16 protein-coding genes and 1 tRNA gene are annotated in these 13,848 nt (G+C 73.0%); 9 read left to right on the top strand and 8 right to left on the bottom strand.

What is annotated here, in order from left to right; translation table 11 throughout:
• Positions 1 to 41 precede the first annotated feature (41 nt).
• Positions 42 to 1,022 carry a zinc metalloprotease gene (locus AB0B02_RS10220; RefSeq protein WP_281933720.1) on the bottom strand — a complete coding sequence of 327 codons (981 nt, stop codon included), beginning with the start codon at positions 1,020 to 1,022 and terminating at the stop codon, positions 42 to 44.
• A 202-nt stretch (positions 1,023 to 1,224) separates the two neighbouring features.
• Between AB0B02_RS10220 and AB0B02_RS10225 the strand changes: the two genes are divergently transcribed.
• Both AB0B02_RS10225 and AB0B02_RS10230 read left to right on the top strand, forming a co-directional pair.
• Positions 1,225 to 1,298, top strand: a tRNA-Gly gene (locus AB0B02_RS10225).
• Positions 1,299 to 1,426: 128 nt separating this feature from the next.
• The gene (locus AB0B02_RS10230) at positions 1,427 to 2,092 is read left to right on the top strand and encodes a Type 1 glutamine amidotransferase-like domain-containing protein (protein WP_357298931.1); all 666 of its coding nucleotides are present in this window, start codon (positions 1,427 to 1,429) and stop codon (positions 2,090 to 2,092) included.
• 39 nt (positions 2,093 to 2,131) lie between these two features.
• Here AB0B02_RS10230 and AB0B02_RS10235 read toward each other — a convergent pair whose 3' ends face one another.
• Together AB0B02_RS10235 and AB0B02_RS10240 are read right to left on the bottom strand one after the other, a co-directional pair.
• Positions 2,132 to 2,458 (bottom strand): DUF6331 family protein, encoded by a 327-nt coding sequence (locus tag AB0B02_RS10235; protein ID WP_357298933.1) that lies wholly within the window; start codon positions 2,456 to 2,458, stop codon positions 2,132 to 2,134.
• Positions 2,455 to 2,991 carry a GNAT family N-acetyltransferase gene (locus AB0B02_RS10240; RefSeq protein WP_357298937.1) on the bottom strand — a complete coding sequence of 179 codons (537 nt, stop codon included), beginning with the start codon at positions 2,989 to 2,991 and terminating at the stop codon, positions 2,455 to 2,457. The genes AB0B02_RS10235 and AB0B02_RS10240 overlap by 4 nt, the downstream gene beginning before the upstream one ends.
• A gap of 52 nt (positions 2,992 to 3,043) precedes the next feature.
• On the opposite strand from AB0B02_RS10240, the gene AB0B02_RS10245 reads away from it, so the two are divergent.
• Positions 3,044 to 3,604, top strand: a complete 561-nt coding sequence (locus AB0B02_RS10245; protein WP_357298940.1) for an NUDIX domain-containing protein — start codon at positions 3,044 to 3,046, stop codon at positions 3,602 to 3,604.
• Here the strand turns inward: AB0B02_RS10245 and AB0B02_RS10250 are convergent.
• Both AB0B02_RS10250 and AB0B02_RS10255 read right to left on the bottom strand, forming a co-directional pair.
• A complete protein-coding gene (locus AB0B02_RS10250; protein ID WP_281933712.1) occupies positions 3,591 to 4,664 on the bottom strand; it encodes a hypothetical protein in 1,074 nt (357 codons plus the stop codon). The two genes, AB0B02_RS10245 and AB0B02_RS10250, sit on opposite strands and share 14 nt — an antisense overlap.
• A 39-nt stretch (positions 4,665 to 4,703) precedes the next feature.
• Positions 4,704 to 5,024, bottom strand: coding sequence for a helix-turn-helix transcriptional regulator (locus AB0B02_RS10255; protein ID WP_281934620.1), 321 nt, complete (start codon positions 5,022 to 5,024; stop codon positions 4,704 to 4,706).
• A gap of 125 nt (positions 5,025 to 5,149) precedes the next feature.
• On the opposite strand from AB0B02_RS10255, the gene AB0B02_RS10260 reads away from it, so the two are divergent.
• On the top strand, positions 5,150 to 6,205 hold the full coding sequence (locus AB0B02_RS10260) for a MerR family transcriptional regulator (protein WP_281933710.1): 1,056 nt from the start codon (positions 5,150 to 5,152) through the stop codon (positions 6,203 to 6,205).
• Between the two features lie 30 nt (positions 6,206 to 6,235).
• Positions 6,236 to 7,117, top strand: a complete 882-nt coding sequence (locus tag AB0B02_RS10265; protein ID WP_357298944.1) for an LLM class flavin-dependent oxidoreductase — start codon at positions 6,236 to 6,238, stop codon at positions 7,115 to 7,117.
• A 70-nt stretch (positions 7,118 to 7,187) separates the two neighbouring features.
• Here AB0B02_RS10265 and AB0B02_RS10270 read toward each other — a convergent pair whose 3' ends face one another.
• Both AB0B02_RS10270 and AB0B02_RS10275 read right to left on the bottom strand, forming a co-directional pair.
• Positions 7,188 to 8,210, bottom strand: coding sequence for a questin oxidase family protein (locus AB0B02_RS10270; RefSeq protein ID WP_357298947.1), 1,023 nt, complete (start codon positions 8,208 to 8,210; stop codon positions 7,188 to 7,190).
• Positions 8,211 to 8,251: 41 nt separating this feature from the next.
• A complete protein-coding gene (locus tag AB0B02_RS10275) occupies positions 8,252 to 8,791 on the bottom strand; it encodes a phosphoribosyltransferase family protein (RefSeq protein ID WP_281933706.1) in 540 nt (179 codons plus the stop codon).
• A 167-nt stretch (positions 8,792 to 8,958) separates the two neighbouring features.
• On the opposite strand from AB0B02_RS10275, the gene AB0B02_RS10280 reads away from it, so the two are divergent.
• The 4 genes from AB0B02_RS10280 to AB0B02_RS10295 all read left to right on the top strand — a co-directional run bounded on the left by AB0B02_RS10280 (position 8,959) and on the right by AB0B02_RS10295 (position 13,203).
• The gene (locus AB0B02_RS10280) at positions 8,959 to 9,594 is read left to right on the top strand and encodes a septal ring lytic transglycosylase RlpA family protein (RefSeq protein ID WP_281933705.1); all 636 of its coding nucleotides are present in this window, start codon (positions 8,959 to 8,961) and stop codon (positions 9,592 to 9,594) included.
• 67 nt (positions 9,595 to 9,661) lie between these two features.
• Positions 9,662 to 10,789: a PP2C family protein-serine/threonine phosphatase gene (locus AB0B02_RS10285; RefSeq protein WP_281933703.1), complete on the top strand. Its 1,128-nt coding sequence runs from the start codon at positions 9,662 to 9,664 to the stop codon at positions 10,787 to 10,789.
• A gap of 116 nt (positions 10,790 to 10,905) precedes the next feature.
• The gene (locus AB0B02_RS10290; protein ID WP_357298953.1) at positions 10,906 to 12,762 is read left to right on the top strand and encodes an acyl-CoA dehydrogenase; all 1,857 of its coding nucleotides are present in this window, start codon (positions 10,906 to 10,908) and stop codon (positions 12,760 to 12,762) included.
• 171 nt (positions 12,763 to 12,933) lie between these two features.
• Positions 12,934 to 13,203 carry a DUF6458 family protein gene (locus AB0B02_RS10295; protein WP_013283345.1) on the top strand — a complete coding sequence of 90 codons (270 nt, stop codon included), beginning with the start codon at positions 12,934 to 12,936 and terminating at the stop codon, positions 13,201 to 13,203.
• 73 nt (positions 13,204 to 13,276) lie between these two features.
• On the opposite strand, the gene AB0B02_RS10300 is transcribed toward AB0B02_RS10295, so the two are convergent.
• On the bottom strand, positions 13,277 to 13,807 hold the full coding sequence (locus tag AB0B02_RS10300; protein ID WP_281933699.1) for a histidine phosphatase family protein: 531 nt from the start codon (positions 13,805 to 13,807) through the stop codon (positions 13,277 to 13,279).
• Positions 13,808 to 13,848: the final 41 nt, after the last annotated feature.

Genomic DNA, 13,848 nt, shown 5'->3' on the forward strand with positions numbered 1-13,848 from the left:
TCCGCAGACGGGGCCGGCACCGGTACGTGGTGCGGTGGCGATCAGGCCGCGCGGTAGGCGTTCCACGCGGTCAGCATGCGGCTCGCCTGGCCGGCGGTGAACTGGTACATGCAGGAGTCGTACGTGTAGTCCATGAAGTTGGTGATCGGGTCCTTGCCGGTCGTGGAGCAGGTGTCCCGACCGGTCGGGCACTCGTACGCCGGGGAGGCCTCGGCCGGGGTGTCGGAGACGCTGTCACCCGAGCCCGAGCAGCCGCCCTGGAAGGTGTGGTAGAGGTTCAGCCAGTGGCCGATCTCGTGGGTGCCGGTGTCGCCCTGGTTGTAGTTGGTCGCCGTGCCGCCGGGCAGCGACTCGCCGAGCACGACCACGCCGTCCATCTTGTCCAGCGTCCGCTTCGGGAAGGTCGCCCAGCCCAGCAGGCCGTCGCTCAGCTCACCGAGGTACATGTTCAGCGTGTTCTTGCCGCCCGTGCGCAGCGAGGTCTTCATCGACCGCTCCGCCGAGGAGCCCTGCACGATCGGGTACCACGACGCGTTGGTCACCCGGTTGATCTTCGTGAGCTGGAAGCTGAACGCGGTGGCCGCGCCGCCGGTCGAGCCCGCGTACGCCTGGTTGAGCACGCTGATCTGCTGGGTGATCAGCGAGTCCGGGATGTTGCCACCGGCGCGGGTGCTGTTCTCCTGGATGACGTGCACGACGACCGGGATGGTCACGGTTGCCAGCGGGGCGACGGCGCCGGTCCGGAAGTTGGCCCGCTCGCGCTGCGCGGCGGCGAGGTCGGCCTCGCGGTCGCGAACCTGCTTGGCGGTCAGGTGGTTCGGGTCGAGCTTGGCGTGGCCGCCCTTGGCGACACGGGCGTCGGCGTGGGCGTCGGCCGGCTCGGCGCACACGCCGGCCGGCGCGGCCGAGAAGGCCGAAGCAGCGGGGACGACGCCGACGGCGGCGGTGCTGAGCAGCAGCGCGAGGGTCGACGTCGCGACACCGGCGGTACGCCGGGTCAGCAGGTTGGGACGGAGTCCCATGGGCCCACCTCTTTCTGACGGCGTGGCAGGGGGTGTGTCACGCCGAGTCGGAAACGTGTGGCAGACGTTACATCCCATCGAGGGATTTGAGAACGACCATATGTTGCCGGCGTGCAACATCCGTTGATCAACTCGGCCGGGCCGCGTGGCGGGGGTGCCTGGGTGCACGGGGGTGGTGACCTCAGGTACAGTGGTCCCGCTCGCGGGTGTAGTTCAATGGCAGAACATCAGCTTCCCAAGCTGACAGTGCGGGTTCGATTCCCGTCACCCGCTCCACGATCGAGGCCCTGGTGAGGACGACAGTCCCGCCGGGGCCTTCGACGTTTGCGGGGGCCGGCGGACGCCGAACTCGCGGTCAGGGGGCTACTCTCCGGGGACTGACGAAGATCCATCGGGGGATGATCTTGAAGCTTCTTCTCACGTCCGCGGGCATCAAGAACGCGAGCATCCAGGACGAGCTGGTCGGCCTTCTGGGCAAACCGATTGCCGACTCCACGGCCCTCTGCATTCCGACCGCCGGATACGCCATGGGCGGTCCCGCCGGGGCGTGGCGCTTCATCACCGGTCAATCCGTCATACCGATGTGCGAGTTGGGGTGGAAGTCGTTGGGGGTGCTGGAACTCACCGCGTTGCCCAGCGTCGGGGAAGATCGCTGGGTGCCCTGGGTCCAGGAGGCGGACGCCCTGCTGGTGGGCGGCGGGGACGCCCTGTACCTGAGCCACTGGATGCGGCAGTCCGGGTTGGCGGAGCTGCTGCCGTCGTTGGATGCGGTCTGGGTGGGGGCGAGCGCCGGCAGCATGGTGATGGCCCCCCGGGTCGGGGCCGAATTCGTCGCCTGGACACCACCCGGCGGGACCGACGAGGCGCTGGGCATGGTCGACTTCTCGATCTTCCCGCACCTGGATCACCCGGACCTGCCGGAGAACACCATGGCCGAGGCCGAGAAGTGGGCCGCCGGCATGTCGGGACCGGCATACGCGATCGACGATTCAACAGCCCTCACCGTGATCGACGGCAGCGTCGAGGTCGTCACCGAGGGGCATTGGAAGCTGTTCCCGGCACAGTCGTGACGACAGGCGATCTGCCCGCCGTGGGGCCGGATCGCGTTCTCAGGACCGGTTCCCGCGCGCCAATCCCGCTTCCAACTCGGCCAGGAAGTCCAGCAACTCACCCCGCGCGGCGTCGTCGTGCGTGCGGTGGTTCAGGAACGTCGACGTGACGACGTGCGAGCGGTCCCGGACGACCTCGACCAACGCGGCGAGCTGACGCCGGGCCTCGACCACCGCGTCCGGCCCCACCCGACGGCACCACGCCGCGACGAGGGCGGGATCGGTGGAGATGGCGTCGATCCCGCAGCACAGGCGGACGCACTCGACCTCGCAGTGGTCGAGGCAGCCGCTCAGGGGCGACGGGATGTCGACCGACACCTCCCTCACCGCTGATCCCCCGGGTGCGTGCCGCCTACCCGAGGGCGCTGCTCCGGAGTCGGGTGCAGGTCGAGGACGTGCCGCAGCCCCGGCTCCCCACCCAGGTCCACCTTCCCGGCCTTGACGAACCCGGTCCGCCGGAGCACCGCCAGTGACGCCGGGTTCGCCAGCGCCGCGTCGGCGACCAGCCGGCGCAGCCCGTACCCGTCGCGGGCCAGCTCGCTGACCCGCCGCACGCCGTACTGGGCGAGGCCGCGTCCGGCGGCGCGTTCGGCCACCCGGTAGCCCAGCTCGGCGCTGCCGTCGGCCACGTCGACCAGGTTGAACCGCCCGAGCACGAAGCCGTCGTCGTCGACCAGCACGTGGAAGTGGCAGATGCCGCGGTCCTGCTCGTCCAGCAGGGCGGCGAGCCGGTCGGCGAACAGGTCGAAGTAGGCGTCGCCGCGGTCGGGCACGTAGCGGGCGAAGTAGGCCCGGTTCTCCCGCTCGAACCGGTACAGCACGTAGGCGTGATGGGTGGCGAGTCGTTCGAGTTCCGGCACCGGGCCAGGCTAGTCGCCGGCGCCCGTCGTACCCGGATGGCAGCATCGCGGGATGCGCGACGAGATCCGGGCCCTGGTCGAGGCGTTGGCGCCGGGCGACGAGCAGGAGGCCCGGCACCGGGCGGCGGCGTTGGTCTGGCTGGCCGGCACGGAGGACATCTTCCGCCGGGTCAAGCCGCGCACCCCGTCGCCGCACCTGGTCTCCTACTTCCTGCTCCGCGACCCGTCCGACGGCGCGGTGCTGCTGGTCGACCACCGCAACGCCGGCCGGTGGCTGCCCAGCGGCGGTCACGTCGAGCCGGGCGAGCACCCCGTGCACACCGTGCGCCGCGAGCTGCGGGAGGAACTGGGCGTACCAGCGGTCTTCGCACCGCCGTTCGGCGAGCGACCGGCGTTCCTCACCGTCACCGAGACGGTCGGCCCGCCTGCGCAGCGGCACACCGACGTCAGCCTCTGGTACGTGCTGGACGCCCACCGCGAGCAGCGGTTCACCCCCGACCCGGTCGAGTTCCGGGGCGTCCGCTGGTGGACGCCGGCCGAGGTGGGCGACGCGCCGGCCGGCACGGTCGAGCCGCACCTGGGCCGGATGCTGGCCAAGCTCACCCGGGGCTGAGCGTCAGCGGATGCGGCTCGCGGCGCGGCACGAGCGCGATGGCCGACAGCGTCGCCGCGCCGGCCAGGCCGACCAGGAAGAACAGCGACAGCGCCGGCTGACCGAGCCACTCCCAGAGGGGATGCCAGCTCGGATGCGGTTCGTCCAGGTGGTGCCCGACCAGGGAGAAGGTGGTGAGCACCGCGGGCGTCCACCAGAGGATGAGGGTGATGCCGAGCAGCAGTGGCACGCCACGTCGACCGTCGGTGCGCCGGCTCGCCCAGCCGAAGGCCAGCCAGGCCAGGACGCCGCCGACCAGCCCGGCGAGAGCGGCGGCGGGGAGCACGGCGGGCGGCGTCGCCCGCTGAACCTCCACGTAGAGGTACGAACCGTAGATGTCGGGGTCGTTGAAGGTGGCCCGCAGGACGGTGTCGCCGCGCCGGGCGACCAGCACGGTCTCGACCGGCTCGCCGGCCCGCTCGCACCTGGCGTTATAGCAGGTCTGGAGCACTGTCGAGGTCGGCTCGGGCACCTGCCAGCCGTCGGCCTCCAGTCGTCGCGTGGCCGTCGCCAGCGTGCGGTCCGGGGGCGTCGGCATCGGGCCGGATGCTGATCCGGATGCCGAGCCCTCCTGGTATTCGCCACCGTCACCGAGGACGAGCCCACGCCACTGGCTGAGCCGCAGCGGCTGGTTGTAGTAGACGAAGAGCGCCGGCGCGGTCGACACGTCGTCGCTCAGCCGGTGGCCGGGGAACGCCTCGGTGAAGACGGCGGCGAACTCGGCCCGGTCCGGCTGCGGCCGGGACGTCTCCCAGGTGAGCCGGGCGGCGAGCGCGGCGGTGAACAGTCCGCAGATCAACGCCGTCAGCGCCGCCCAGACGACGACGGTGCGGCTCGCGGGCCGGCCGAGCCGGCAGCGGAGCCCGCCGCGAACCAGGTCGGCGGCCTCGCGGAGCGTGGGTCGGGTTCGCCCGGGTGGTGCCGAGTCCAGCAGGAGTCCCAGGATCTCCGGGCCGCGTTCCCGCCGGTAGGCGCGGGGGTAGGCGAGGAGCAACCGCCGGTACTGGTGGGCGAGCGACATGGTCTCCCCTACGGTCTGCGGGTGCGGGCGGGAGGCGGTTCAGGCGGTGCGGGGGCGCAGGGCCCGCAGCCGGGTCTCGGCGACGGTGGCGAGTTGGCGTAGCCGGACGGTCTCGGCCGTGAGCGCGTCGAGGCCGGCCGCGGTGAGGCGGTAGTAGCGACGCAGCCGGCCGTCCACCACTTCTTCGCGGTCCGGTTCGACGAGGCGCTGGGCGGTGAGCCGGTCCAGCGCGGTGTAGAGCGTGCCCGGCAGCAGGCTCACCCGCCCGGCGGAGAGCGTGGCGACCTCCTGGGTGATGCCGTAGCCGTGCCTCGGCCCGCCAGCGAGCGAGGTGAGGATCAGGAACGTCGGCTCCCGCATCTGGGTCATGTCGACAACATATATAAGTCTTCGATATATGGTCAACGCTCTTGACCCGGCCCCTGCGGCAAGCCGCAACGTGATCCGGGCCGGCCCACCGGGGCCGGCGTGAGGAGGAGACTGACGTGCGGCTGCTGACCATCGGGGCGTTCGCCCGCGCGGCCGGACTGACCGCCAAGGCGCTGCGCGTCTACGACGACTGCGGGCTGCTGCCGCCGGCCGCCGTGGATCCGCACTCCGGTTACCGCTACTACGCGCCGGAGCAGCTCGACCGGGCGCGGCTGATCGCCGCGCTGCGCCGGGCCGGCATGCCGTTGGCCGAGATCCGGGCCGTCTGCGCGCTGCCGCCGCCGGCCGCCGCCGAGGCGCTGGACGCCTGGTGGCGGCGGGTCAGCGCGGACGCCGAGGCCCGTGGCCGGGCCGTCGCACTCCTCGTCGACCAGCTCAGCGAGAGGGGCACCATCATGTCCGAGCACACCTTCCGGTACGCGGCGCGCTGCGAGACCGGCGCGGTCCGGGACTCCAACGAGGACGTCGCGTACGCCGGCGACACGCTGCTCGCGGTCGCCGACGGCGTACGCGGTCCGGGCGGGTCAACCGCCAGCGCGGCGGCGGTGGACGCGCTGCGGCCGTTGGCGGCGGCCGACGCGCCGGCGGGCGATCTGCTCGCCGCGCTGGGCGACGCGGTGAGCCGGGCCGACCGGGCGGTACGCGCGCAGGCCACCGACGCGGACCGGCCGGCCAGCACGCTCACCGCGATCGTCCGGCGGGGCACCCGGCTCGCCCTGGTGCACGTCGGGGACACCCGGGCCTACCTGCTGCGGGGCGGCGAGCTGTCCCGGCTCACCCAGGACCACACGTACGTGCAGACGCTCGTCGACCAGGGGCGGCTCACGCCGGCCGAGGCCGGGGCGCACCCGCAGCGGGCGCTGCTGGCCCGGGCACTGGGCGCGGGCGGCGAGGTGGAGGCGGACCTGGCGCTGCGGACCGCCCTGCCCGGTGACCGCTACCTGCTCTGCTCGGACGGCCTCGCCGCGGTGGTCGACCCGGGCGCGCTGCACGCCGCGCTGGCCGGGGCGGACGACCCGGAGACCGCCGTCGGGCACCTCGTCGATCTCGCGTACGCGGCGGGCGCGCCGGACAACATCGCCTGTGTGGTGGCCGATCTCGTGACCACGTAGCGGGACGCTCCGGGCCGTACGCTGGGGATCATGCGGATTGGCATCGTGATCCTGCCGGACCAACGCTGGTCGGAGGCGCGCCGGCGGTGGGCGCAGGCGGACGAGTGGGGCTTCGACCACGCCTGGACGTACGACCACCTGGGCTGGCGCGACCTGGTCGACGGGCCGTGGTTCGACTCCTGGACGACCCTGACCGCGGCGGCCTCGGTGACCTCCCGGGTCCGGCTCGGCACGCTCGTGGCCTCGCCGAACTTCCGCCATCCGGCGGCGTTCGCCCGGCAGGTGACCGCGTTGGACGACGTCTCCGGCGGGCGGGTGCTGCTCGGGCTGGGCGCGGGCGGCATCGGCTTCGACTCGGCCGTGCTCGGCGGCGAGACGCTGCCGCCCCGGCAGCGGGTCGACCGGTTCGCGGAGTTCACCGAGCTGCTCGACCTGATCCTGCGCGAGGACGGCACGACGTGGCGCGGGGAGTGGTTCGCGGCGGTGGACGCCCGCAACAACCCCGGTTGTGTCCAGCAGCCCCGGGTGCCGTTCGTGCTGGCCGCGAACGGTCCCCGGTCGATGCGCCTGGTCGCCCGGTTCGGGCAGGGGTGGGTGACCACCGGCCTCGGCGGGGACGACCTGGCGGGCTGGTGGGACACGGTGGCGGAGCTGTCCGACCGGATGACCCGGGCGCTGGAGCAGGCTGGCCGCGACCCGGCCACCCTGGACCGCTACCTCTCGCTCGACTCGGCTCCGGTCTTCTCGCTGACCAGCGCGGACTTCCTCGCGGAGCAGGCGGCCCGGGCGGCCCGGCTGGGCTTCACCGACGTGATCACGCACTGGCCCCGGGCCAGCAGTTGGTACGCCGGCGACGAGGCGGTGCTGACCGAGGCGGCGGCGCTGCTGCCGGAGCTGCGCCGGGCCGGCTAGGTGTTAGGCGGGGCCCCTTGTTATGCAGAATGCGTTAACAGGGGGCCCCGCCTTCACGCTACGGCACCGGTCAGATCAGACGGCGGGCGTGGCCGGGCGCGGCCAGCACCCGTTCGTCGCCGGTGGCCACGTACGCCTCCAGCGCCGCGTCGGCCAGCTTCACCACGTGTTCGTCGCCGTGCCGGGCCGCCCGGGCGAACACCTCGGCCGGATCGGTGGGCCCGTCGACAGGCGTGGCGGCGGTCGGCGCGGGTGCGGCGTACACCGAGGTCACGGCCGCCGTCGCGGCCCAGGCCGCGGCGACGCTCGGCACCCGCAGCGCCGGGTCCAGGGCCGGCAGGGTACGCAGCACCGCGGTCGGCGCGGTGACCGCGTGCACCAGCATCACCGGCTCGCCGTGCCCGAACCGCAGGTAGTCCAGCGCGGCGCGGTGCACCACCTCGGTGAGCGTGCCGGCCGCCCGGTCCGGGTCGGTCGGCGGACGCAGCGCCGTGACCGCTGTCGACCAGCCGGGCTCCCCGGTCAGCCGGCCCAGTCGCTCCCGGATGCCGCCGCTGCGGTCCGCGATCCGGGGCACCCCGGCCAGTGCCGCCGCGACGTCGGCGTGACCGGTGAGCGGGCCGGCGCCGGGGACCGGCTGCCAGCGGGCCGCCCAGTAGCCGAGCGCCTGGCCCAGCTCGGCGCGGCGCTCCGGGGTCTCCCCGTCGGTGTGCAGCACCCGCACCGCGTGTCCGACCCGGATCACGCCGTGGGTCGCGCCGGCCGCGATCCCGGGGAGCAGCCGGGGCCACCATTCGCCGAGCACCTCCCGCCACGGCCGGTCGCGCAGCTCGCGGTCGAAGTGGTCGAGCCAGTCGCCGGCCCGCTTCGGGTCACCGAGCGCGGCCCGCCAGTCGTCGATCGGCCGCAGCCCCCGGGGCAGGTCGTCGAGCCGGCGCAGGTAGCCGTCGAGCCAGCGGTGTACGCGGGCGCCCTGCCCGTGCCGGACCAGCGCCTCGGCGGCCATCGGCCCGTGGTTGGAGAGCCAGCCTTCGAACTCGGGGCCGGTGCGGTGCAGTCGGTGGTACGCCTCGTCGAGGATGCCGTCGTCCATCCGCCGATGGTCGGGGTTGAAGCATGCTTGAGGTCAACCCCTCAGGGCAGGTCGTCCCCGGTGAGCAGCGCGCGGACCCGCAGTCGCGCGCGGACGGCCGCCGGGCAGGTGGCGACCAGCGCGGCGGCGCCGACCGGCTCGGCGTCGGCGTCGCGCACCAGCCGGCACAGCGCGTCCAGTTGCGCGCCGGTGTCGACCCAGTCGTCCACCAGCAGCACCCGGTCGCCGGGGCCGAGTCGCCGGCCGTCCACGCCGATCCGGAGCCGCTGCCCCCGGTGGTCCGGCGGGGTCCCGGCCCACCGCGTCGGCCCGATCCGGCGTCGCTCGCCACCGTCCTTGTACGCGGGCAGGAACCCGGCGCCGGCGGCCACCGCGACCAGCGGGCCGAGCAGCAGCCCGGTCACCTCGGGGGCGACCACCACGGTCGGGCGCGCGTCGGGGTGCAGGCCGGCCAGCGCCGGCCCGACCTCGGCGAGCACCTCGGGGTCACGCCACCAGCCGGAGAGGTCGCTGACCAGGTGGCTGCTGTCCGGCCCGGGGTCGGCCCAGCGGAACAGTTCGACCAAGCGACGGTTCAGCACGCCTCCATCCTGCCCACCCGTCCACCGTTCGGCCCAACGGCCGTGGCTTGATCGGCTACACGTAGCACAGCAAATGCGGGCATACCACCATGATCACGTTGACGTCGGAAGTGCTTCTCTCGTTACGGTCCGGGCCGGTTTGTTGAGTTGACGAAAGGACCGGCCCGGTGGCTGCTAGGCACCTTCGTACCCGCAGATTGTTCTCCTCGCCGGCCGGCATCGCCGCCACCGCGGCGGTCGGCGTGGCGCTCGCGGTCGGCGGCACCGTCGGCGCGGTGCAGCTCACCGCCGCCGAGCCGCCCGCCGCGCCGGCCCTGGTCGAGGCCCCGCCCAGCACGGCGGCCCCCACCTCGGCCGCGCCGTCGCCGAGCGCCTCCGCCACCGCGAGCCGGAGCCCGTCGCCGAAGGCCACCCCGAGCCCGAAGCCGACCCGCACCCAGCCGGCGTCCCGGGGCAAGACCCGGACCGCGGCGCCGAAGCCGACCGCGACGAAGAAGAAGACCGCCGCCCCGAAGGTGGTGGAGAGCGGCTCCTGCGGCGCGTCCTTCTACGACGAGGGCCAGATGACCGCGAACGGCGAGACGTTCGACCCGGACGCGCTGACCGCGGCGCACAAGACGCTGCCGTTCAACACCCGGGTCCGGGTCACCAACCCGGCCAACGGCAAGTCCGTGGTGGTCCGGATCAACGACCGGGGCCCGTACATCGACGGCCGGTGCATCGACCTGTCCCGCGCCGCGTTCGCGGCCATCGCCTCGACCGGTCTCGGCGAGGTGGACGTCCGCTACGAGGTGCTCGGCTGACAGCCGGTCCGGCAGAACTTCCGCGACGGACGGGCCGCGTTCGTTCTCCGGTTCACATCCATCAGGCATGCTGTCCGATGTACGTACGCAACCCTTCCAGCCGGGCCGCGGCCCGCTGAGCCCCGGATCCCGCGCCGGCCTCGGCGCGGCCCTCGCGCTGCTCGCGATCGTGTCGGCGGCGGAGGCGGCCGACGGCCGGCCGGTGCACTACCTCGCGCTGATGGCCGCCGCGCCCGTCCTCGCCGGCGCGCTGGCCTCCTGGCGGGTGGTGCTGGCCGTGGGGGCGCTGGCCACCGCGGCCGGGGTCGCCTTCGCCGCGGCCGAGAAGGGCATGCCGCTGGTGACCGCCGTCAGCGTGGCCGCCATCGTGCTGGCCACCGCGATCTCCGCCGCCACGGCGGCCGTGCGGCAGCGTCAGACGGAGCGGATCGCCGAGCTGACCCGGCTCGCCGCGGTCGCCCAGCAGGCGGTGCTGCGTCCGCTCGGTCCGCAGGTCGGCACGCTGGCGGTGGCCGCGCGCTACATCTCCTCCACGGCCACCGCCGAGATCGGCGGCGACCTGTACGAGGTGATGGACACCCCGTACGGCGTCCGGATGATCATCGGGGACGTCCGCGGGAAGGGGCTGGACGCGGTCCGGTTGGCAAGCATCGTGCTCGGTTCCTACCGGCACGTGGCCTACGAGCGGGCCGACCTGCGCGCGGTGGTGACCGACCTGGACCGGGCGGTGGCCCGCAACGTCGGCGACGAGGACTTCGTCACCGCCGCGCTGGTCGAGGAGCGCGGCGGCACGCTCACCATCGTCAACTGTGGACACCCGCCGCCGCTGTTGCTGCGCCGCGGCGCGGTGATCCCGCTGGAGCCGCCGGCCCCGGCGCCGCCGCTGGGCTTCATGCCGGTGGTCCGGCCCCGGGTGGAGCGGCTGGAGCCGGGCGACCGGCTGCTGCTGTTCACCGACGGGCTGGGCGAGGCCCGGCGGGACGGCGAGTTCTTCCCGACCGCCGACCGCGCCTGGCGACTGCTCGGTCACGGGACGGTCGGCGACGGGCTCGCCTCGCTGGAGACCGCCCTGGTCGAGTGGGTGCAGGACCGGCTCGACGACGACATCGCGCTGGTCCTGATGGAGTACACCGGCCCGCGCAGCGCGGCGGCGGCCCCGGTGCCGAGCTGGGAGGTCGGCGCCGCCGACGGGTGAATGGGAAGTGTGTAATCGCTGTCACTTCCGAGATCGGGTTGTCGTTGCCTACCGGTGAGTAATACAGTCTGGAGTTACTGATCGGTAACACCTGTCCGGAAGCGGGGCCAGCGAGCATGACCCACTACAAGAGCAACCTTCGGGACCTCGAGTTCAACCTGTTCGAGGTGTTCGGGGCGGACCGGACGTTCGGCCAGGAGCCGTACACGGACCTGGACGTCGACACCGCCCGTAGCTTCCTCTCCGAGGTCGACCGCCTGGCCCGCGAGGACCTCGCCGCCAGCTATTCCGACAGCGACCGCAACCCGCCGGTCTTCGACCCGGCCACGCACACCGCGCCGCTGCCCGAGTCGTTCAAGAAGTCGTACCAGGCGTTCATGGACTCCGAGTTCTGGCGCCTCGACCTGCCGGAGGCGCTCGGCGGCACGAACGCCCCCCGCGCGCTCTGGTGGTCCCTGGCCGAGCTGGTGCTCGGCGCCAACGCCCCGGTCTGGATGTACGCCTCCGGCCCGTCCTTCGCGCACGTGCTGCACGTCGAGGGCACCGAGGAGCAGCGGAAGTGGGCCCGGCTGTTCATCGAGAAGCAGTGGGGCTCGACCATGGTGCTGACCGAGCCGGACGCCGGCTCGGACGTGGGCGCCGGCCGCACCCGGGCGGTCCAGCAGCCGGACGGCACGTGGCACATCGAGGGCGTCAAGCGCTTCATCACCAGCGGTGAGCACGACCTGAGCGACAACATCGTCCACTACGTGCTGGCCCGTCCGGTCGGCGTGGAGGGTGTCGGCGGCCCCGGCACGAAGGGCCTGTCCCTCTTCGTGGTGCCGAAGTTCCACTTCGACGCCGAGACCGGTGAGCTGGGCGAGCGCAACGGCGTCTACGCCACCAACGTCGAGCACAAGATGGGCCTGAAGGTCTCCAACACCTGCGAGGTGACCTTCGGCGAGCACGGCGTACCGGCCAAGGGCTGGCTGCTGGGCGAGAAGCACGACGGCATTCGCCAGATGTTCATGATTATCGAGTACGCCCGGATGATGGTCGGCACCAAAGCCATCGCCACGCTCTCCACCGGCTACCTGAACGCGCTGGAGTACGCCAAGAACCGCGTGCAGGGCGCCGACCTGATCCAGCAGGCCGACAAGACCGCGCCGCGGGTGACCATCACCCACCACCCGGACGTGCGCCGCTCGCTGCTGATGCAGAAGTCGTACGCCGAGGGCCTGCGCGCGCTGGTCTGCTACACCGCGAGCTGGCAGGACAAGGTCGCGCTCGCCGAGGCGGCCGGCGACGAGAAGGCCACCAGGCTGGCCAAGCGGGTCAACGACCTGCTGCTGCCGCTGGTCAAGGGCGTCGGCTCGGAGCGGGCGTACGAGCTGCTCGGGCACGAGTCGCTCCAGACGTTCGGCGGCTCCGGCTTCCTCCAGGACTACCCGCTGGAGCAGTACGTCCGGGACGCCAAGATCGACACCCTGTACGAGGGCACCACGGCCATCCAGAGCCTCGACCTGATCTTCCGGAAGATCGTTCGGGACAACGGCAAGGCGCTGATGGCGGTCGCCGGCGAGATCCAGGAGCACATCACCTCCGAGGCCGGCAACGGCCAGCTCAAGGAGGAGCGGCAGGCGCTCGGCAAGGCGCTCGCCGAGATCCAGCACATGATCGGTGTGATGACCGGGTGGCTGGGCGAGGCCCAGGCTGGCGACGCCCGCGCGCTCTACAAGGTCGGCCTGAGCAGCCGCCGGTTCCTGCTCGCGATCGGCGACCTGGTGGTCGGCTGGCTGCTCCAGAAGCAGGCGGACGTGGCGTTGAAGGCGCTGGCCGGTGAGGTCTCCGCCAGCGACAAGGCGTTCTACACCGGCAAGGTGGCCGCCGCCCGGTTCTTCGCCCGCGAGGTGCTGCCCCGTATCGGCGCCGACCGGCGGATCATCGAGGGTGCCGACCTGGAGATCATGGACCTTCCGGAGGAGGCGTTCTAAGCCCTCGCGGGCACTTCCTCCCCTTTCACCTCGACGGCCGGTGGGCGACAGCCCGCCGGCCGCCGTCGTTGGTGGCGCCGGAGGTGGATAGGCCGGCCGGTGGGCGGGTAACCGTCGCGGACCACGACCGGAGTACGCCCAAGGGCCACCGCACGGGGGAGTGCAGCGCACATGGGCATTGGCAGCGCCATCTTTCTCATCGCGCTCGGCGCGATCATGACCTTCGCCATCCGGGCCAACGTCTGGTGGATCGACCTGCGCGCGGTCGGCTGGGTCTTCATCCTGGCCGGGCTGGGCGTCCTGCTGACCACGTTGTGGTTCTGGCAGGACCGTCGCAAGCGGGCCCGCACGCTCATCGTGGAGGAGAACCGGCTCTCCCACCCGACCGCGATGATGCCGCCGCCGCCCGACCCGCCGCCGCCCACCGCCCCGCCGTCCTGACCGCCTCGCCCGCACAGTCAAGCGGGGCGCTCGCCTCTACCGAATGCGTTAACAGGGGGCCCGGCCTTGCACCTTAGCCGCGGGCGGTGTGGCGGGTGGTTAGCGGGGCTTGGGAGAGCTGCGTCCATGCGCCGGCCGGCTCGTGCACCACCAGGTCGGTGGTGCGCAGGCCCTCCGGGTCCGCCCGCTCCGGGTCGAGCAGCGCCGAGAGCAGCGAGATGCCCGGATTGTGCGCGACCAGCAGCACCGTGCCGGCCGTCGGGTCCACCGACCGGACCAGCTCCAGCAGCTCGTCCGGGTGAGCCTCGTACGCGGTCGGCTCGTAGCGGACGGCGGGGGCCGGGCCCGCCGGGCCGCCCTCCGGTGGGGACCCGGCCAGGCCCAGCGCCACCCCGTGCCACGTCTGCCGGGTGCGTCGGGCCGGCGAGCAGAGCACCACGTCGGGGAGCAGCCCGTGCCGGGCCAGCCAGGCGCCGGCCGCCGCGGCGTCGGCGTGACCCCGCGCGGTCAGCGGTCGTTCCGCGTCCGGGGCGTCCCGGGACTGCTCGGCCTTGGCGTGCCGCAACAGCACCAACGTCCGCTGCCGGTTCCTGCCGTCCGTCATCCGCCCAGCTTGCCTGATTGGCGATCGGGGCGCGTGGGTAT

Source organism: Micromonospora sp. NPDC049240, assembly GCF_040647835.1.
GTDB lineage: Bacteria > Actinomycetota > Actinomycetes > Mycobacteriales > Micromonosporaceae > Micromonospora.